The sequence below is a fragment of the Collinsella aerofaciens genome (assembly GCF_015546965.1).
Taxonomy (GTDB): domain Bacteria; phylum Actinomycetota; class Coriobacteriia; order Coriobacteriales; family Coriobacteriaceae; genus Collinsella; species Collinsella aerofaciens_X.
The window spans coordinates 1-19893 of sequence record NZ_JADMUF010000015.1; the positions used below are offsets into that span (position 1 = coordinate 1).

Below are 19893 nucleotides of genomic sequence, written 5' to 3' on the forward strand. Positions count from 1 at the left end.
CCGGGCCCGCGCCTTTAGACGCGAGCCCGGGGCCCGTGGGTTATACCCTAAGAGCAAACCACCCTTTTTAAGGGTGGTTCTGATTGCAGCCAACGTACGTCATAGCAATTCCCGGTAGGTCGAGGGTGCCCCGCGGCGGTCTGGTGTTTTCATCTGAACGACTTTGCGAAGCAACCGGAGTGAAGATGAAAACACCAGACCGCCGCGGGGCACTCGCAGACCGCAGGGACGGGAGCAGCTATACTACTCTCAGTAGTTAAGGGTCGCGGATTGGCCGCGTCGCCGTTCTCAACAGGAGGTCTTTGTTTATGGCAGATCAGAAGCCGGTTGTCGGGATCATCATGGGTTCCAAGTCCGATCTGGGCGTTATGGAAGGCTGCACCGCCGAGCTCGAGGCGCTGGGCGTGCCCTATGAGCTCGTGATTGCAAGCGCGCACCGCACGCCGGCGAAGGTCCATGAGTGGGCTTCGACTGCTGCCGATCGCGGTATCAAAGTGATTATCGCTGCCGCCGGCAAGGCCGCTCACCTGGGTGGTGTCGTGGCCGCCTTTACGCCGCTGCCGGTTATCGGTGTGCCTATGAAGACGAGTGACCTGGGCGGCATGGATTCGCTGCTGTCGATGGTGCAGATGCCTTCGGGCGTGCCCGTGGCCTGCGTTGCCATCAATGGCGCCAAGAACGCCGCCATCTACGCCACGCAGATTCTGGGCGCTTGCGACCCCGAGTACCGCAAGGTTATCGAGAAGATGAAGCAGGAGATGGCCGACGCCTAGGCGTTCCGCCGTTTCACCGCAGTATAAGGAGAGCCATGTCCGACTATCAGGGAAAACGATTCAAGGCTTCTCAGATTCCCGATCCGTCGAAGCCGGGTGCTGCTCATGCGGCACAGCAGGGTCGGACATCCTCTCCTCAACAGCCGCGCGCGCCGCGTTCCGTAACGCCGACGTCCCGTCGCCGCCAGGATACGCCGGCTGCGTATCGCCCTTCGTCATATGGCACGGCAAAGAAGCAGGCTCGGACGACGAGGCAGCTGAGTGACGCGCCGTCAAACTATGCCGAGCAGCCGCGTAAGAAACGCCGATCCATCATTCCCATCTTGCTCATCATCGTGGGCATCGGTCTGATTGTCGCCGCCGCCGCCATCTTTATCAATGCGCAGATTGGCTACAAGCAGGCGAGTGATTCGTATCAAAAGATCGAAAAGCAATATGTGAGCGATAAGGATGCCAGCGGCGTGCCGATTGTCGACTTTGACGCGCTTGCCCAGACGAACCCCGAGGTCGTTGGCTGGATTTACGCACCCGGTACCAACATCAATTACCCCGTGGTGCAGACTAACAACAACTCCAAGTACCTCAATACGCTGTTTGATGGTACGGCGAATGCGTCGGGTGCGATCTTCTTGGATAGCGACGATACCGCGCCGGGAATGGTTGACCAGCAGACCACGATCTACGGACACCATATGAACGATGGGTCGATGTTCAACGTGATTTCGGATACGACTGACCAGGCAACGTTCGATAGCATTGAACATGTGTACTACATCACACGGGATGCTGCGTATAAGCTGCGACCACTGGCGACCAAGGTCGTTGAGGACACGTATGCCAAGGCGCGCACGCCCAATTTTGAGGGCGACGACGGGCTCAAGAACTACCTGTCCGAGATGCTCGACGGTGCCTCTGCCGTGGCGAGCGATGCCACCGATCGTGCCGCTTCGGCAACCAAGGTCGTAACGCTTGTGACCTGTCGTTCGTTATCGCTGAGCAACACGCGTGCCGTCATGGTGCTCACGCCGGTCGAGGAATAAGTTGTTCGAGAATAGCTAAAAAGCCACGTCCCAAATTGGCTACTCAATGACGGTGAAAGGGGAAATGATGCTCGAGAATGGCAAAACGATGCCTTCGATTGATGCTTGGCTGCGCGAGGCCAAGGCCGATTCGTCGGCACCTGCGTGCGGTATGTATCTGACACATAACGGTGTGGTGCGCGCGACGCCCAAGGCCGAGGCGCGCGGTGTCGAGACCGACGGCGTGGCGCCGGGCCACAAGGTGGGCGGCATGGTGTTTGGCTACGACGCCAGCAAGGTGCAGGCTGCTATCGAGGCCACGCGCGCGATGCCGGGTATCGGCTATGTGCGCGTGTGGCTGGCGAGCGGTGAGCTTGCCGTAGGCGACGACATCATGCTCGTGCTCATCGGCGGGGACATTCGCCCGCACGTGGTCGATGCGCTGCAGGCGCTCGTTGGCACCATCAAGAACGAATGCGTGAGTGAGGTCGAGCACGAGGCGTAGAGGCTTGCGTCGATAGAAGACTCGTTTATAAAAATGCCCCCCGGTACGTGTGATACCGGGGGGCATTTTGCGTTTTGGGTGCGGTGGACGCTACACGCGCGTCGCATCCTTGGGGCTCATGGTCATGCTCTGGAAGCGGTTCTCCATGTAGTCGTTATCGAAATACTTGCCGTAGAACTGCGCGACGGGAATATCCGGCTCCGTGCCGTTGACGCGCTGGTACCAATAATCGAGCGATTGCAGCGTCATGACGCCGTCGACCAGCATAATGATGGTGAAGATGACGGTAGCCGAGTAGCGACTCTTCCACGGAATCATGTTGATGAGCTTGAGCAGCCTCGGCAGCAGCAGCTTGATCCAGATGAGGCCACCCAGGCCCCACAGGCAGGCGAAGCCCGTGCAGGTACGTCCGCCGGTAAGGACGGCGAGCGGATCGGGCATGCCAAAGAGCTTCATATGCGAGTAGCTCCACGAGACCACGCCAAACGAGGTCTGCATAAACCAGCCCACGAACACCTCAAAGCTTGCACCGAGCAGCGCGCTCACCAAAAAGATAATGATGGGGTTCTTTTTGTAGAAGCGGTTGAGCACCATGGTCATGAGTACGGCGCCAAATCCGTAGATGGGGCTGAAGGGGCCAAACAGCATGCCGGCGCGGTTCTGGAAGACGCCCGGGTCGTCGACCGTCATGTGCCAGATGTCCTCGGCGATCAGGCCGAGTATGCAGCAGACAAAGAATACCCAGAACAGGTTGAAGTAGTTGAGCTTGATGTAGCCTTCGCCGGTTTCATCGCGCCCGAGCATGCCCTCGGCTGCGGCGTCGCGATCGAGCATCTCCTGCAGGCGGCGCTGCAGCTCGCGCTCCTGGCGCAGCGTGGGGTCGACGGTGGCCGAAAGCGCGACGAGGATGCCGAGCTGGATGGCAGGGCGAAGCAAGAAGGGCCCGATGCCCTGGAGCATCACGTCAACCAAAAGCTCGACGACGGTGAATGCAATAAGGATGTAGGACAGGCGAGCGGCGTTGCGGCGCTGGTTTTTGATAAGGTCCAGGCCAAAGATGATCAGGATGACGGCGCTTGCCGCAGAGAGCATGATGCCGGCGACGATAAGGCCGACCGCGACGAGCGTGTTGTCGCCGAGCTTGGCGGCGGCGTTGCCGTTGATGAGCGCGGTGATGACCTGCCACATAAAGGCGCCGACCGAAGGGAGCGTGCCCACGCCGGACAGGATGCATAGGACGGCGTACACCTTAATGATGAGGGGGATCTTCTTGACCTCCATGGCGCTGGGGACGCTGGGGTCGAGTTCGTTTCGATCCATACATAACCTTTCTCGTTTTGCTGTAGGTACAAGGATACGCCGCCGACCTGCCAAAAGACAGGACGAACGTCCTAATTGCAACAATGCAAGCCCCAACGGCGGGCGAGACGCGTCGCAACGGAAGTATGCGGGATCGTCGGCCCCGAGGCGGTTGCCCAATAAAATGTTTGGCTGCAAAACGGATTATAAGCTCGGTGGGCTTTTAAAAAGCGCTGTTCATGCGCGGGAGTGCTTGTCTTGCCGTGCGTATAATAGGGCAGGTAACGCCAAATAACGAGGCTCTGAGGGGATGCCATGTCTCAAGAAACCATCCGCGCGGCCGAGCGTGCCGCGGGACAGGTGAAGACCATGTCGACGTATGATCCGGACTCCGACCAGCTGCATGAGGAATGCGGCATTTTTGGTGTGTGGGCACCCGATCGCGATGTGGCTCGACTGACGTACTTTGGTCTGCGCGCGCTGCAGCATCGCGGCCAGGAATCGGCGGGAATCGCCGTGGGTGATGGCGGCACGGTTATGGTCCGCAAGGATCTGGGCCTGCTCGACCGCGTGTTCTCCAACGCCGACCTGTCGACGCTCTCCGGCCAGCTGGCCGTGGGCCACGTGCGCTATGGCACTGCCGGTGCCAAGAGCTGGGAAGCCTCGCAGCCGCATCTCTCCACCATCAACAGCGTCATTATCGCGCTTGCTCACAACGGCACTCTGGTCAACACCGACGAGCTGCGCCGCCAGCTGATCGAGCTGGGCGTGCCGTTCCTCTCCAATTCGGATTCCGAGGTCGCGACCAAGCTTATCGGCTACTTTGCTCAGCGTACAGGCCATCTGCGCGAGGGCATTCGCAAGACCATGGAGCTCGTGCGCGGCGGCTACGCCATGACGCTCATCAACGAGCAGGCGCTCTACGCATTCCGCGATCCGCACGGCATTCGCCCGCTCGTGCTGGGCAAGCTGGTGGACGAGGGTCTGGACCAGGCCGATGCCGCATCCGTTTCGCAGCTGCCCTCGCAAGACGGCGCCACGACGGTCGACTCCGCCGTCCATGTCACGCGCGCCGGCGGCTGGGTCGTTGCTTCCGAGACCTGCGCACTCGACATCGTGGGTGCCGAGTACGTCCGTGACGTCCGTCCCGGCGAGATCTTGCGCATCAGCGCCGAGGGTCTGGTATCCGAGCAGGGCGTGCCTGCAGCCGAAGAGCCCGCAAACTGCATCTTTGAGCAGGTCTACTTTGCCCGCCCCGACTCCATCATGAACGGCAAGAGCGTCTATGCCTGCCGTTACGACATGGGTCGTCAGCTGGCACACGAAGAGCCCGTCGAGGCCGACCTGGTCATCGGCGTGCCCGACTCCGGCCTGCCGCCTGCGGAGGGCTATTCGCACGAGAGCGGCATTCCCTTTGGCGAGGGCCTCATCAAGAACCGTTACGTGGGCCGTACGTTTATCGAGCCTACGCAGGAGTTGCGCGCCATGGGCGTGCGCATGAAGCTTAACCCGCTGCGCGACAACATCGAGGGCAAGCGCCTGGTCGTCATCGACGACTCCATCGTGCGCGGCACCACCATGGTGCAGCTCGTCAAGATGCTGCGCAACGCTGGCGCCAAGGAGATTCATATCCGCATCAACTCGCCCGAGGTCATCTGGCCGTGCTTCTACGGTATCGATACCGACGTGCAGTCGCAGCTTATCAGCGCCAACAAGACGGTCGACGAGATTTGCGAGTATATCGGCGCCGATTCGCTGGCTTTCCTTTCGGTCGAGGGCCTGCTGAAGGTCATGCCCAAGGGCGGTTACTGCGATGCGTGCTTTACCGGACGCTACCCCGTGGCGATTCCCGAGAGCTTTGGCCGCGACAAGTTTATGGAGGGCTTTAAGCCCCGCAACCTGGACAAGCCACTGCACTTTGACGACGACGCCGTGGTCGAGAAATACGACGACCGCAGCTGGGAAGAGGAGCACGGCGAGGCCTAAAACCTGCCATTTAGGGACAGGTTTATTTTGGTAGGTTTTACCTGCTGTTTTGTTGATATGACGGCGCGTGCTGTTATGGCGCGCGCCAAAATGAACGCAACTATGAGTACCGTTTGGCGCCCGCGCGGCGCCACGGTAGTGGGAGAGGAAGGCCCAGATGAGCGACAGCAAGCATGTGACGTACGAGGACGCCGGCGTCGATACCGCCGAGGGCGGCCGCGCCGTCGACGCTATTAAGCAGATGGTCAAGGACACCAACCGCCCCGAGGTCATCGGCGGTATCGGCGGCTTCGGTGGCCTGTTCTCGGCCGCCGCGCTTAAGGATATGGAAGACCCGATTCTGATCAGCGGTACCGACGGCGTGGGCACCAAACTCGTGCTCGCTCAGATCATGGACCGTCACGAGACGGTGGGCCAGGACCTGGTCGCCATGTGCGTCAACGATATTCTGGCTTCGGGCGCCGAGCCGCTGTTCTTCCTGGACTACGTTGCCATCGGCCACATTGAGGCCGAGCACATGGCAAAGATCATCAAGGGTGTGGCCGATGGCTGCAAGCTCGCGGGCTGCGCGCTCGTGGGCGGCGAGATGGCTGAGCACCCGGGCGTCATGGCTCCGGCCGACTACGACCTTGCCGGCTTTACCGTGGGCGTCGTCGACCGTCCCAAGATGCTCGATCCCGCAAACGTCCGCCCGGGCGATGTGATCCTGGGCCTGCCTTCCACCGGTGTGCACTCCAACGGCTATTCGCTCGTGCGCAAGGTCATCGGCGTCGACGGCATTAAGCCGGGCACGCCCGAGGCCGCCGCTAAGGCCGAGGAGCTGAGCCGTCCGCTCGAGGAACTCGGCGGTGCATCGCTGGCAGACGCCCTGTTGGCCCCCACGCGCATCTATGTCAAGCCGATTCTTGAGCTGCTCCGCGGCGGCGCTCCGGTGCACGCCATCGCCCACATCACTGGCGGTGGTATTACCGAGAACCTCAACCGCGCGCTCGCCGACGACGTCGACGCCGTGGTCACCCGCAACGGCGCCGAGATGGGTTGGGACGTTCCGCCCGTCATCACCTACGTGTCGCGCCAGGCCGAGCTTGCGCCCAACGAGGCGTGCAAGACCTTCAACATGGGCGTCGGCCTGTGCCTGATCGTCGCCCCCGAGGACGAGGCCGCGGTGACCGAGGCTCTGGTCGCGCTGGGCGAGAAGCCGTTCCGCGTGGGCGAGTGCGTCGAGGGTTCCGGTAAGGTCGTGTACTCCGATGAGCGCTAACGAGCAGATGACTGCTGCCGAGGGCCTGGATTTTGTGCCCTATACCCGTCCGACTGGCACCGATACGGCCGAGCCGCTCAAGATCGGTGTGCTCATCAGCGGTTCGGGTACCAACCTGCAGGCGCTGATCGATCTGATCGCTGCCGGCAAGCTCAACGCTTCGATTGAGCTTGTGGTGTCGAGCCGTCCTTCGGCTAAGGGTTTGCAGCGCGCTGAGCGCGCGGGCATCCAGACGCTCACACTGTCCAAGGATGTCTATGCCGACCCTATTGCCGCCGACGAGATCATCGCGCACGAGCTTCTCGAGCGCGGCTGCGAGTATGTGGTCATGGCCGGCTACATGCGCATGGTGCACACGCCGCTGCTGGCGGCGTTTCCCAACCGCGTGGTCAACTTGCATCCGGCGCTGCTGCCGAGCTTTACCGGTGCGCATGCGATTGACGACGCCTTTGCGCGCGGCGTCAAGGTAACTGGCGTGACCGTGCATTTTGCCAACGAGATCTACGACAACGGTCCCATCATCGCCCAGCGCGCGCTGGCTGTCGAGGAAGGTTGGGATATCGACACGCTCGAGGAGCACATCCACGCGATTGAGCACGTGCTGTATCCCGAGGTTGTTCAGATGCTCGCCGACGGCCGTGTCCACGTGCTGGAGAGCGGCAAGGTCGCAATTGATGCACCCCGCGGCTAGCGGTGCACAGTACAATTTAGCCGAGTAGTCAGGGTGGTCATTGGCGCCAAGGCGCGCGTGGCCACCTTTTGTTTTAGGTAGTCATTGGGGACGTTCTTTAACGACTGGCCATTCAAGAACGTCGCAGGTGACTAGATGAGAGAGGTGAGCGCATGGCGGATAACGAAGCGCTGTTTACGCCTGAGCTGGTGTTTTTTGATTGGGAGTGTGCGACGCCGGATGAGGTGTTTGCGCGGCTCGAGGGCGAGCTTGCACCGCGTGGCTACATTGCGTCCGGTTGGCTCGACGCCGTTCGCACGCGCGAGGATGCCTATCCCACGGGTCTTGCCATGCCGGCGGCAAACATTGCCATTCCGCATACCGATCCGGGGTTTGTGGCCAAGCCCTATATCGCGGTGGTGAAGCCCGCCGCGCCCGTGACATTTAACGCTATGGCTGGCATGGGCGCTCCGGTGCCGGCGCAGATCGTCATCAATTTGGGTATTGCCGAGCCGGGTGGCCAGGTCGAGGCCCTGCAGGCACTCATGAACATCTTTATGGGCGCCGATGCCGCAGCCGACGTGCTCGGCCAGACCACGCCCCAGGGCATGGTCGACGCCATCCGCCGCCACTTCTAAGGTGGGGCTGAGTCGGCACTTGGGGACTGTCCCTAACTGCCGGCTGCCAGAGCTGTCCCCTTTGCACCAAAATGGTGCAGATTAACCTGTCCCCAATGCACCAAGCGTGCCGCGGGGGCTGCGTTGTGACACAATGGCGTTTGTTCGATTCGTGATGCGAAAGGCCAACTATGGCAAATAAGAAAAAGAACTCCGAGGCCGCGCCGACGCCCGAGCAGCAGGCCCGCGCTGCCTCCAGCTCTCGCAAGAAGCAGCGCAAGACGTACGTGTCTAAGACAGTCAAGATCGTCCTGGTGGTCATCGGCGTGCTGGCGATGCTGCTTTCCGTCTCGGCGATGGCGTGCTCCGGCCTTATGTCGCAGGCCGAGGACACCTCGGGCTACAAGCTGACCGGCGGTGTTGCTGCAACTATCAACGGCACCAACCTCACCGAGGACACCGTGACCAAGCAGATCATGAGCATGCGCACGTCCTACGGCTACACCAAGGATAAGGATTGGGCGCAGTATCTGGTTGACAACGACCTCACGCCCAAGAAGTACCGCAAGCAACTCATCGACTCCTACACGCAGCAGATTCTGCTTCAACAGGCACAGAAGGAGAACGGCGTGACGGTGTCGGACGAGGAGGTCGAGAAGGCTTGGAAGGACGCGTGCAAGAGCGCAGGCGGTGCCAAGGCCTTTAAGAAGACCCTCAAGACCTACGGCTATACCGAGGACACCTACAAGGACTCGCTCAAGGAGAGTCTGGCGCAACAGAAACTCAAGGATGCCGTCGCGCCCACGAGCAAGCCCAAGGACAGCGAGATTGTCGATTACATCAACGAGAACCTGTCCAGCTACAACGACGCCCGCCGCTCGTCGAACATCCTGATCAAGGTTGATTCCGACGCTTCCGACGAGGACAAGGCTGCCGCCAAGGCCAAGGCACAGGAGTGCCTGGACAAGATCAACTCCGGTGAGCTGAGCTTTGAGGACGCCGTTGAGCAGTACTCCGAGGACACCGGTTCCAAGGAGAAGAAGGGCGATGTGGGCTGGGATAAGCTCACCACTTTCGTCGACAGCTACCAGACGGCGCTCGAGGGGCTCAACAGGGGCGACGTGAGCGAAGTCGTCGAGTCGACCTATGGCTACCACATCATCAAGTGCACCGACTACTTCCATGTCGATAATCAGGTGGACGACATTAAGCAGGTGCCCAAGGCCATTAAGAAGTACGTCTCCAACGTGGTGAAGACGCAGGCGGCCAGCACCGCATACAGCGAGTGGCTGGAGCAGTACAAGAAGGACGCCGACATCACCGTCAACCCCATGCCCAAGGACGTGCCCTATAACGTGAGCCTGAAGGGCGTCACCAAGAGCTCGACCGACGATTCGTCGACGACTGAGTAATCATGGGGCGGTGCTCGCGCGAGTGCCGCCCACGCTATCAGAGAGGATTTGCAGATGACCAACGAAGAGCTGCAGAAGGAAATGATCGCGGCCATGAAGGCCAAGGACAAGGTTCGCCTGTCCATCATTCGCCAGGTCAAGGCCGAGGTGAAGAATATCGAGGTTAACGAGCGCCGCGATGTGACCGAGGAAGACGTCAACAGCATGATCAAGCGTCTGATCAAGCAGACGAGCGAGACGTTGGAGATGTCCATCAAGGCCGGCACCGACCAGGAGCGTACCGACAACCTGACCGAGCAGGTCAAGATTCTGGAGAGCCTGCTGCCCGCACAGGTTTCGGGCGAGGAGCTCGAGGCCCTGATCGAGCAGGTTATCGCCGAGCTGGGCGCTACTTCCAAGAAGCAGATGGGCCAGGTCATGGGAGCACTCGGCAAGGCCACCGGCGGCAACTTCGATAAGCCGGCCGCGGCAAAGATCGTCGGAGCAAAGCTGTCTTAAGGGCTGACCGACACATAGCCGATGCTGAGGGGCGTGACCATTGCGGTCGCGCCCTTTTTTGTCGGCCGATGAAGGGCGCCTCCCCTGGCTGGTCATTGGGCGCTCATTGGGGACAGGCTTAAATGAGTGCCCAATGAGCAGGTACTCATTTAAGCCTGTCCCCAATGAGTGGGTGGAAGGTTGCGGGTTCTTTACGGTGATGTAGTGTGGGCTGCGGAAACGTGATTCTTTCCGTACAATAGTGCAATTCGTGTAAGCGCAGGAAAGGGACATTCATGGCAGACATGATCGAGATCAAGCATCTCAACAAGTACTTTGGCGACCTGCATGTGCTCAAAGATATCAACCTCACCGTCAAGCGCGGCGAGAAGCTCGTAATGATCGGGCCTTCCGGCTCGGGTAAGTCGACGCTCATCCGTTGCGTCGATTATCTTGAGGAGCCCACGTCGGGCGAGGTCGTCATCGACGGTACGCCGCTCACCAAAAAGAATCACCTGGAGATGGCTCGCAAGTACAGCTCCATGGTGTTTCAGCAGTTCAACCTGTATCCCAACATGACGGTGCTGGGCAACCTGACGCTCGCGCCCATCAAGCTGCAAAAGAAGAGCAAGGAGGAGGCGACCGAGATCGCCATCGCCGCGCTCAAGCGCGTCGGCATGGCGCATAAGGCCGGCGAGTATCCGCAGAATCTCTCGGGCGGTCAGCAGCAGCGCATCGCCATCGCCCGTGCCCTGTGCACCAAGCAGCCCATCATTCTGTTTGACGAGCCGACCTCGGCGCTCGACCCCGAGATGGTCCAGGAGGTTCTGGACGTTATGATTGAGCTCGCGCAGGAGGACATCACCATGATCTGCGTGACGCACGAGATGGGCTTTGCGCGTCAGGTGGCCGACCGCGTCATCTTTATGGAGGACGGCCGCATTCTGGAGGAGGGCACGCCCGAGCACTTCTTCGATAACCCCGAGAACCCGCGCTGTCGTGAGTTCCTGTCCAAGATTTTGCACTAGGCGCGGTGATGGACATGACGGATATGACGAGGGCGGCCGTATCGCGCCGTCACTTTTTGCAGCTGGCTGGCGCCGGCATGCTTGCGCTGACGGGGACCGCGCTTGTCGGTTGCGGCCACTCCACCAGCGGCGAGGGCTCCGACAAGGGGTCCAAGCTTGCGGCCATCAAGTCGCGTGGCCATCTGAATGCCGGCGTTAAGAAGGACGTTCCCGGCTACGGCTATTACGACACCGCCAAGGGTCGCTTTGAGGGCATGGAAGTCGATTTGTGCTATCAGATCGCCGCTGCCGTCTTTGGCGTGAGCTACAAGGAGGCCCGTGCCCAGGAGCTTGTCGAGTTTACCGACGTAACGCCCAAGACGCGCGGCCCGCTGATCGATAACGGTCAACTTGACGTAGTCGCGGCGACCTACACCATCACCGACGAGCGCAAGAAGAGCTGGGATTTCTCGACACCGTACCGCACCGACTACGTGGGACTCATGGTCAAGAAGCGTTCGGGCTTTACCTCGATTGAGGACCTGGACGGCAAGGTCATCGGCGTGAGCCAGGGTGCTACCACGCAGGGCCTGATCGAGCAGATGATCAAGGACAACGGCTTTAGCTGCAAGCCCGAGTTTAGGGCCTTTAGCGGCTACCCCATCATCAAGAGTTCGCTCGACGCCGGCAATATCGACGTCTTTGCCATGGACCGCTCCACGCTGGCCGGTTACATGAACGAGACCGTTGAGTTGCTGCAGCCCGAGGTTAAGTTTGGCGAGCAGGGCTACGGCGTGGCGACCAAGAAGGGCTGCGACCTTTCGGCCGTGGTCGATCAGGTGATTTGCGATCGCCTGGCCGACGGCTGGCTCGACCAAGAGGTCAAGACCTGGGGTCTTGTATAGGCGCATCGTCCAAGGAAGGAATCAAATGCTCGAAGGATTATTTGACGCCGACCGTTGGTCGACGACATTTCAAAACATGGGGCCCTTCTGGGAGGGCTTTGGCGTGACGCTGCAGGTGGTCGTTGCCGGCCTGCTGCTGTCGCTGGTGCTGGGCACGCTGCTGGGCGTGTTCTCTACCACTCGTTCGCGCGTGCTGCGCGCCATAAGCCGCGTGTACGTGGAGTTTTACCAGAACACCCCGCTGCCCGTGCAGGTGCTCTTTATGTACATGGCGGGCCCGCAGTTTTTGCAGGCCATAACCGGTGCCGACCAGCCGGTGCGCATCGCGCCGTTCGTGCTGGGCTTTTTGGGCGTGGGCCTGTATCACGCGGCCTACATCTCCGAGGTTATCCGCACCGGCATCGAGGCCGTTCCGCGCGGTCAGATGGAGGCGGCCCAGAGCCAGGGCTTCACCCGTGCGCAGGCGTACTGGTACATCGTGCTGCCCCAGACATTTAAGATCATTCTGCCGCCGCTGTGTAACCAGGCGCTCAACCTGGTCAAGAACACGTCGGTGCTGGCGCTTGTGGCCGGCGGTGACCTTATGTACCGTTCCGACAACTTTGTGAGCCTGTACGGTTACCTGCAGGGATACATCGTCTGCTGCCTTATGTACTTCATCATCTGCTTTCCGCTCGCCATGCTGGTGCAGTGGCTCGAGCGCCGCTCCAAGGAGCGTCCGCGCGGCGTGAGCCTGGCCGAGCTGGGGCTCGACAACGTAGAGGAGGCCTAGCGCATGGAAATCTTCAACGCGACCAACCTGCTCTACATTTGGGGCGGCTTTGTTAAGACAATCGAGATCTCGGCGCTGTCGATCTTTTTCTCGCTCATCTTGGGCACGGTGCTGGCGCTCGTTAAGAGCTATGCGCCCCGCCCGTTCCGTATTTTGGTAAGCGCCTATATCGAGCTGTTCCGCTGCACGCCAAACCTGCTGTGGATCCTGTTTATCTACTTTACGGTGCAGGGTTTGGACATTGTGATTTCGACCATCGCCTTTACGCTGTTTACCAGCGCTGTTATGGCCGAGATTGTGCGCGGCGGCCTCAACTCGATTCCACGCGGCCAGTTTGAGGCAGCGCAGAGCCAGGGCTTTGGCTTCTTTGCCACCATGCGCTACATCATTCTGCCGCAGACGTTTAAGACGATCATTCCGGCGCTGTTTAGCCAGTGCACGACCGTCATCAAGGACAGCTCGTATCTTTCGGGCATTAACGTGGCCGAGCTCATGTACACGGCAAACGTCGTGATGGCCCATGCGATCGACCTGTCGCAGGTGCTTATGCTCTACGGCCTGGTATTTGCGATGTACTTTGTGCTCAACTTTGGTATCTCGCTGCTGGTCCGAGCATATCAGCGCCGTATTGTGGCAGCGTAGTCCTGCTTCCCCAAGCACGGCACCTTGCCCCTCAATCGTCGCTTGCGTACATTTAGTACGCGGCGCTCCTCTTTCGGGACAATCTGCCGCACTTGGGAAACCAGGACGGTCGTAAGTGACAAAATGAGAAACGAGGACAGCCTTTTTTTCATTTGTTAGAAAGGAATCGCGATGAGCGATCTGGAGAACAAGAAGAATCCTGTGGTCATTACCATCGCGCGCGACTTTGGCGCCGAGGGCCACGAGATTGGTCGTATCCTCGCCGATGAGCTGGGGATTCCGCTGTACGATAACGAGCTGCTGGTGCGTGCTTCGCTGCGCGCGGGCGAGTCGCTCGACAAGATGGCCGCCTACGACGAGCGCCTGGCCGTGGAGAACATGGCGTTTCTGCCCGACCGCTACGATGCGCGTTCGTACTCGGACAAGTTGTTCCAAAAGATGAGCCAGGTGATTTTGGATCTGGGTGAGACCGAGAGCTGCATTATCGAAGGCCGTCTGTCGGATTACCTGCTGCGCAACAATCCTAACCACATTGCCGTGTTGGTGACCGCTCCCTTTGAGGACCGCGTCGAGATCGTGCGCAAGAAGCGCGGCCTCAACAAAAAGAAGGGCGCCAAGCTGGTCAAGCAGCAGCAGAAGGCGCGCGAGGCATTTTACAAGCGTTACAGTGCCGGAAAGTGGAAGATGACGAGCGGTAAAGACATCGTCGTCAACCGCGCCAAGCTGGGCCGCGAGGGTTGCAAAGACGTTATTGCCGCCGCCTACCGCTACAAAGTAGCGCAGCTCGAAGGCTAACCGACCAAAAACCACCACGAAGGGGACACAGGCACCTTCGTGGTGGTTTTTGTTTTAGGCAGAGAAAGTCAACTGGTTCTGCCGGGGCCAATCGCTCAAAGAACTCAAGGATGCTCAAAAAAATCAAAGATACTCAAAATACTTAAAGATTGTAGGGGCATAATTAAGTTGTATGAGTTCAAGGATGAGTTCAAGGGAGGCTTTATGGCGGCACCGACGGCGTACAGGCAGGCAAATCCATTCACTCCGATGTTCGGACGTGTGCCGGCGTATATGGCCGGCCGTGAGCAAATCATCGATGATATGGTGCTGGCGTTTGAAAATGACGATTCCGATCCCAATCTTTGCTCGGTTTTCTATGGTGCGCGTGGTACAGGTAAAACGGCGCTTTTGGCATATCTGTCGTACCGCGCCCAGCAAGAGGGCTGGATTACAGCGAATGTGACGGCCTCGGAGGGGATGCTCGAAGACATTTTGCAGCGCCTCAACGAATCAGCTGCCCATCTGATCGAAAAGCCCGCTTCTAGGCGTGTGAACAGTGTCGGCATTGCCCCCGTAGGAAGCATGAGCTGGGAAAACATCGATATTGAATTTGAGGGCGCTAACTGGCGCACTAAGATGAACGCTTTGTTTGCTCAGCTTGAAGCGACTGACACTGGGGTGCTTATCGCCGTTGACGAAGTGGATGCATCGTTTGCGCAAATGACGGAGCTTGTTACTACCTACCAGCACTTTGTAAGCGAGAATAAAAAGGTAGCTTTGCTTATGGCGGGGCTGCCGTTTCGCGTGCTGGCGTTGCTGACGGGGAAATCGACATCGTTTCTTCGTCGTGCGGCTCAACATTCACTGGGATCAATTTCACCGACTGAGGTAAAAGAAGCGTTTCGACTAACGATTGAGGACGGCGGCAAGACGATTTCCGATGAGGCGATCGACCTCGCTGCCAAGGCGATCGATGGCTTTCCGTTTATGTTCCAGTTGGTGGGGTATCGGGCATGGAATGCTTCGCGCCAAGCCTCCGAGGTTTCTATTGAGGATGTCGAACGAGGCGCGAAACTTGCGCAAGAGGAGCTAGAATCGCGAGTTTTCGCTTCAACAGCGGCGGAACTTTCACGAGGGGACCTGTATTTTCTTCGTGCAATGAATCCGGTTGGGACGACGACCAGGCAAGAGCTGGCAGCGAGGCTTAAGAAGAGTTCTGGTTCGATTTCAACGTATAAAAAGCGTCTGGTAGAGGCTGGGGTAATTGAAGAGCCTCTGCAAGGGCGTTTTGAGTTTGCATTGCCAGGCTTCGGCCGATATGTGGCATCGCTTTACTAGAGGGTTGTTGCTGCGAAAGATCGCTTCGTGTTCCTTTACTGTCTCGATCTGTAACAATAAGCCTGCTTATAGGGGCCTATCTGTTACAGGCTGAGACAAGCTGGCAGAGTGACCTTCTGCTCCGCTCAAACCACCACAAAGGGGACAGGCACCTTTGTGGTGGTTTTTGTTTTAGGCCGAGGGGAAGGCCTTGGTGAGACCGGCGCGCGTCTGCGTGCCGGTCTTTTGGTAGATAGAGCTCAGGTGGCGCTGCACCATGCGCATCGAGATTCCAAGCTCCTCGGCGACCTGCTTGAGCGGGCGTTCATCCTGGGTCACGGCCACGAGCACATCGACTTCGCGCGGGGTGAGAGCGTGGTTGGCGATGAAGGCCTGGCGCTGCTCCTCGATGGTGGGGGCGGCGAGTGCTTCTTCTGCCAGCTGCTCGCGCTCGCGCTCCTGCTCGGTTTGGGGCAGGCGGAACAGGCCCGCAGCTACAAACGCCACACTTGCCGCCACAAGCAGCATGAGCGCGCCGATCATGATGATGGCGACATTGCCCGAGGTCACAAGTGCCAGCGAGATGCCCGACGTAGTGAACGCGCACACGTTGTTGGCTGCGCGGCCCATGCCAGCCCACAGTGCGGGCGTATGCATGCGCGGTGCCAGCTGTGTAAAGGTGGCAGTAAAGAACGTGACAAAAAAGCCCGAGCTCAGGTAAAAGACGACAAGGCCCAGGTTGGGGTCGGCGCCGGCTTCCACGGCCAAGATCGAGATGGTGGAAAGTACCGTGACGCCGAGCATGATGAGGCCCATGTAGCGACGCTCGGCAAGATCAAAGACGATACCGGCGACGAGACCGCTCGCCGCCAAAAAGAGGCGCGGCCAGGTCTGTACGGCGATGGTGCCGTGGGCGTTGGAGAACGTGACGACGTTATCGAGCGTCGAGAACAGGCAGGCGAGAATCATGACGAGCGCGATACTCCAGCACGCCTGCTTGGCGAGGGCGTGCGAGGGCTCGGCAAAGGGATTGATGGTGGGACTGGGGCCCTCGTTTGCCGCTTGGGTAGTGGCGCTGAGGGCGGAGATGGCGATAGTCGCTGCGCCAAGGACGATGAGCTCTGCGATACCGCCGCAATTGAGCAGGTTGATGGCGAACTGCATCAGGATGCCCGCGGCATAGGCTGCCCCCGCACCGGTGGCAAGCTTGGGGTCATCCTGGAATGCCAACGAAAAGGCGTGGTGAGTGGCGGCGCCCAGCAGGCCGAGCCCGAGGAATGCGAGGCATCCCAGAATCTCGAGTGCAAGCGGGCTCATGGGGGACTGAATTTGGGTCAGGCCCACGATGACGATAGGGACGGCGGCGTTGACGGCTGCCAGTGAGTGGCCTTTGCGCTGTGCGAGCCCGAGCAGCGGCGCGTATCCGATAAAGCCGAGCACACTCGCGCCCAGAATAAAGCCCTGTGCGATTACAACGCGTTCGGCACCGGCGAGCAGGCCGACGTTGACGTCGAAGCGAAACTCGGCGGCAAGGAAGGCGAAGGTGAAGAGCGCGAGTGCCAGAAGCGCGTTGATTTTAGGCCTGCTCAGGTTCAAGGACGGTCCTTTGGGTGGACGAATAATCGTGTCCTCGATTGTAGCGTTCCTGGGACGAGTGTGGCGATGGTGAAGTCATATTGAATTAAACCGCAGGTAGAGGCCTAGGTTCACATCTACGAACCTAGGCATACGGAGTCATTTGACACATCTTGGTGGTACAGGACCACCACAAAGGGGGCAGGCACCTTTGTGGTGGTATGCCCCTACGACCAAGGAGGCCGTTATGTGCGGAAGCCACTTTGGAAAGCAAACCCAGCGCGAGCGTACCTGCTCGCTGGTTCACGGTACCTGGCGTTGTGTGGGTGCCAAAATAGCTTGCGCCGGCGCGTGCGCGCTTATGGTCGGTCAGCTGCTGCTGCCGAGCGTGGCGCTGGCGACGGAATGCGCCGATCCCGCCGCTGGGACGGATGAGGTTGCCGCAGCTCCGGTGACGCCGACGGTTGCGGGGGATACGGCTGCAACGACCGCACCAGCTGCTTCGACCGCGCCTGCAACCGATGCTGCTCCGGCGGCGCAAGCCACCGTTGAGCCTCAGCAGACGGCCCCGACTGGCGCCACCGATGAATCCAACGATGCGGCACCCGCTGAACAAAATACTCCCAGCGACAACGCCGTTGCGTCGGCAAACAACGCCATCATGCCCTGTGGCGTGACCGATGTTGTTGGCGGCAGCGGCGTTAGGGTCAATATTACGGTGCGGAACAATTACACCGACATCAAGAAAGAAGAAACGATTGAGTATGTGGAGGGGATTGCCCTTGTAGATGGAGACCAGTCTGCTCTCGATGGTAGCGCTTTGACTTTTATCGGTCTGGGGGACTTGATCGTCCATGCGGCGTATGACAGTGCGAGCAATAAAACAACGCTTACCCTGGATATCAGCAAGATTCAGAGACAGAAGGAGGAGCAGAAGTACTTTACGGAGTACAAGGAGAATAAGTCCAAGATGACGACCACCTATGATGGATCCAAGCTTACGTATACGGGTACAGAGCCCGGGAATATCATCATCGGTGATCCGGACGACGCCTTTAAAGGAGACACCGAGGCGACCGGGAAACCCACTATTAACGAGATCCGGGATGACTACTACACCCGCACCCATGTCTACGAGAGGGCGTGCCTTGTTATCCCGGCAGCGGAATCAGAATCGGAATCCATCTCCTTTGCCAATGTTCAGAATACGAACTTCAATTGGCAGCTGGATACTGGTCCGCAGGTGACGGCAGGTGTCCCTAACTACGATGCAGATAAATACGAAATCGCTTATGAATGCTGGCAGGAATTTGAAAACAACGAACCCGTTGCTGCCTGGTATTCCGATAACGGCTCACATGGTTCCCTGCCGACTATTACAAAGTTTAAAAGCGGGAAAGAGTACGTGTATTCTCTTATGCTGAAGCCAAAAGACGGATATTCCTTCAGCGATGAAACCGTTGTTACCGTAAACGGGGAAACCGTAAAGTCGAGTCTAAGCGGAGAATTCCTGTATGTCCCTGCTATTAAAACAATTACGATGCCTGCTTCGTCGGAAAACGAAGCTCTTGAGAATCTAAACGTCAACGATGTGAAAACCGACTACGCGCCCGGCGAGGCGCCGCGTGCGACCGCGACGATTCCTGCCGCCGATGCCGATAAGTATGAGATCGCCTATGAGTGCTGGGAAGAGATGGATGGCAGCGACCCTGCGGAGCTCAAGCCCGTTGCCTTCTGGTATTCCGACCCCGCAAAGTACACGCCGGGCATGAAGAAGATTGACCACTTCGAAGAGGGCAAGTTCTACATGTATTCCGTCGAGCTGAGGCTCAAGGGCGACAATACCGTGGCTGATGACTGCGAAATGAACGTCAACGGTCATTGGGCGCACCACATCAAGGCCGACAACGGCGTCTTTGCGCCCAATGCTGACAATATGCTGTGCGAGCAGCCAATCGACGAATGGCGTGCCATCGACGTTATAGAGATCAACGGCGCCACGACCACCTTTAAGGCGGGCGATAAGCCGGTCTTTACGGCGAGTGTTCCGACGGGCTCCAACTCCCTTCCTCAGTGTGAGTACTGGATGGGCAGCGATGGCAGCGAAGTGAACTCTCAGAAGTTCTGGGATCAGAACATCACGAACCACATCGACGTCTTTAAGCCTGGCGTGACCTATCGCTACGGTATCTACCTCAAGCCCGCGCGCGGCTTCTACTTTACGCCCGACACCAAGCTGGTGATCAACGGCCAGGAGTGCGGCTACCAGATGGGCGAAGCGAGTGTAGTTGATCCCGAGAGCGGCTGGATCTACACCCTGTGGCTCAACACCGATCTGACCTTTACGCCTGAAGCCACGCCGACTCCCGATTCGCAGCCTACGCCGGATCCCAAGCCGACACCGCAGCCTGAGGTTAAGCCCGAGACCAAGCCCGAAGTGAAGCCCGAGACCAAACCCGCGGCCAAGCCGGCCACGACAACCGCCACGACCAAGACGGTTGAGAAAACCACGCAGGCCAAGAAGGGCGATGCTGTCCTGGCTACCACGGGGGATACCACCGCATTGACGGTCACCGCCCTGGGTATCGCCGGCGCAACCGTTGCCGCCGCCGGCATCGCCGCGACCAAGCGCCGCAAGCGCTAGGTTTTTGGTGGCAGCGTCCATTCTCGGATTTAGCAAAATCTCAATCTGTAACACCAAACTGCCCAAAACGACCCTAGATGTTACAGATTTAGATGAACCGAATGGCCGCCAATCTAATGTCTCGATCTGTAACACCAGGCGGGGAATTTGACCTCTAACTGTTACAGATCGAGACAAACTGGCCGGCCAAGTCCAGAACCGCCACAAAGGTGCCTGTCTCCTTTGTGGTGGTTTG

At 59.1% G+C, this 19893-nt stretch carries 18 protein-coding genes; 16 read left to right on the top strand and 2 right to left on the bottom strand.

Annotation, left to right across the window (positions count from 1 at the left end; translation table 11 throughout):
- The first annotated feature begins 308 nt into the window (after positions 1–308).
- The 3 genes from purE to I1M21_RS08965 all read left to right on the top strand — a co-directional run bounded on the left by purE (position 309) and on the right by I1M21_RS08965 (position 2297).
- Positions 309–773 (top strand): 5-(carboxyamino)imidazole ribonucleotide mutase, encoded by a 465-nt coding sequence (gene purE / locus I1M21_RS08955; RefSeq protein WP_006235810.1) that lies wholly within the window; start codon positions 309–311, stop codon positions 771–773.
- 35 nt (positions 774–808) lie between these two features.
- A complete protein-coding gene (locus tag I1M21_RS08960; RefSeq protein ID WP_195193285.1) occupies positions 809–1813 on the top strand; it encodes a class B sortase in 1005 nt (334 codons plus the stop codon).
- Positions 1814–1877: 64 nt separating this feature from the next.
- Positions 1878–2297, top strand: coding sequence for a molybdenum cofactor biosynthesis protein MoaE (locus I1M21_RS08965; RefSeq protein ID WP_138341259.1), 420 nt, complete (start codon positions 1878–1880; stop codon positions 2295–2297).
- 90 nt (positions 2298–2387) lie between these two features.
- Here the strand turns inward: I1M21_RS08965 and I1M21_RS08970 are convergent, their stop codons facing one another.
- A complete protein-coding gene (locus I1M21_RS08970; RefSeq protein ID WP_195193286.1) occupies positions 2388–3617 on the bottom strand; it encodes a putative ABC transporter permease in 1230 nt (409 codons plus the stop codon).
- Between the two features lie 294 nt (positions 3618–3911).
- Between I1M21_RS08970 and I1M21_RS08975 the strand changes: the two genes are divergently transcribed.
- The 12 genes from I1M21_RS08975 (at position 3912) to I1M21_RS09030 (ending at position 15460) form a co-directional block, all read left to right on the top strand.
- Positions 3912–5582, top strand: a complete 1671-nt coding sequence (locus I1M21_RS08975; RefSeq protein ID WP_195193287.1) for an amidophosphoribosyltransferase — start codon at positions 3912–3914, stop codon at positions 5580–5582.
- A 157-nt stretch (positions 5583–5739) separates the two neighbouring features.
- Positions 5740–6843, top strand: a complete 1104-nt coding sequence (purM, locus tag I1M21_RS08980; protein ID WP_117655823.1) for a phosphoribosylformylglycinamidine cyclo-ligase — start codon at positions 5740–5742, stop codon at positions 6841–6843.
- Positions 6833–7534, top strand: coding sequence for a phosphoribosylglycinamide formyltransferase (gene purN / locus I1M21_RS08985; protein WP_195193288.1), 702 nt, complete (start codon positions 6833–6835; stop codon positions 7532–7534). The genes purM and purN overlap by 11 nt, the downstream gene beginning before the upstream one ends.
- Before the next feature lie 152 nt (positions 7535–7686).
- Entirely contained in the window at positions 7687–8151 is a 465-nt protein-coding gene (locus tag I1M21_RS08990; protein WP_195193289.1) for a PTS sugar transporter subunit IIA, read from the top strand.
- Between the two features lie 170 nt (positions 8152–8321).
- Complete coding sequence (locus I1M21_RS08995; protein ID WP_195193290.1) at positions 8322–9542, top strand: peptidylprolyl isomerase; 1221 nt, start codon at positions 8322–8324, stop codon at positions 9540–9542.
- Positions 9543–9596: 54 nt separating this feature from the next.
- On the top strand, positions 9597–10040 hold the full coding sequence (locus tag I1M21_RS09000) for a GatB/YqeY domain-containing protein (RefSeq protein ID WP_138341245.1): 444 nt from the start codon (positions 9597–9599) through the stop codon (positions 10038–10040).
- Positions 10041–10315: 275 nt separating this feature from the next.
- Positions 10316–11047, top strand: coding sequence for an amino acid ABC transporter ATP-binding protein (locus tag I1M21_RS09005; RefSeq protein ID WP_022094215.1), 732 nt, complete (start codon positions 10316–10318; stop codon positions 11045–11047).
- Between the two features lie 8 nt (positions 11048–11055).
- Positions 11056–11931 carry a transporter substrate-binding domain-containing protein gene (locus tag I1M21_RS09010; RefSeq protein ID WP_195193291.1) on the top strand — a complete coding sequence of 292 codons (876 nt, stop codon included), beginning with the start codon at positions 11056–11058 and terminating at the stop codon, positions 11929–11931.
- A gap of 25 nt (positions 11932–11956) precedes the next feature.
- Positions 11957–12703 (top strand): amino acid ABC transporter permease, encoded by a 747-nt coding sequence (locus I1M21_RS09015; RefSeq protein WP_035136546.1) that lies wholly within the window; start codon positions 11957–11959, stop codon positions 12701–12703.
- Positions 12704–12706: 3 nt separating this feature from the next.
- The gene (locus tag I1M21_RS09020; RefSeq protein WP_195193292.1) at positions 12707–13345 is read left to right on the top strand and encodes an amino acid ABC transporter permease; all 639 of its coding nucleotides are present in this window, start codon (positions 12707–12709) and stop codon (positions 13343–13345) included.
- Between the two features lie 171 nt (positions 13346–13516).
- Entirely contained in the window at positions 13517–14140 is a 624-nt protein-coding gene (locus I1M21_RS09025) for a cytidylate kinase-like family protein (RefSeq protein ID WP_117734775.1), read from the top strand.
- Between the two features lie 39 nt (positions 14141–14179).
- Positions 14180–15460, top strand: a complete 1281-nt coding sequence (locus I1M21_RS09030) for a DUF8462 domain-containing protein (RefSeq protein WP_271763323.1) — start codon at positions 14180–14182, stop codon at positions 15458–15460.
- A gap of 171 nt (positions 15461–15631) precedes the next feature.
- Here the strand turns inward: I1M21_RS09030 and I1M21_RS09035 are convergent, their stop codons facing one another.
- On the bottom strand, positions 15632–17035 hold the full coding sequence (locus I1M21_RS09035) for a helix-turn-helix transcriptional regulator (protein WP_195193293.1): 1404 nt from the start codon (positions 17033–17035) through the stop codon (positions 15632–15634).
- 226 nt (positions 17036–17261) lie between these two features.
- On the opposite strand from I1M21_RS09035, the gene I1M21_RS09040 reads away from it, so the two are divergent.
- Positions 17262–19658, top strand: a complete 2397-nt coding sequence (locus I1M21_RS09040; RefSeq protein WP_195193294.1) for an LPXTG cell wall anchor domain-containing protein — start codon at positions 17262–17264, stop codon at positions 19656–19658.
- The last annotated feature ends 235 nt before the right edge of the window (positions 19659–19893 follow it).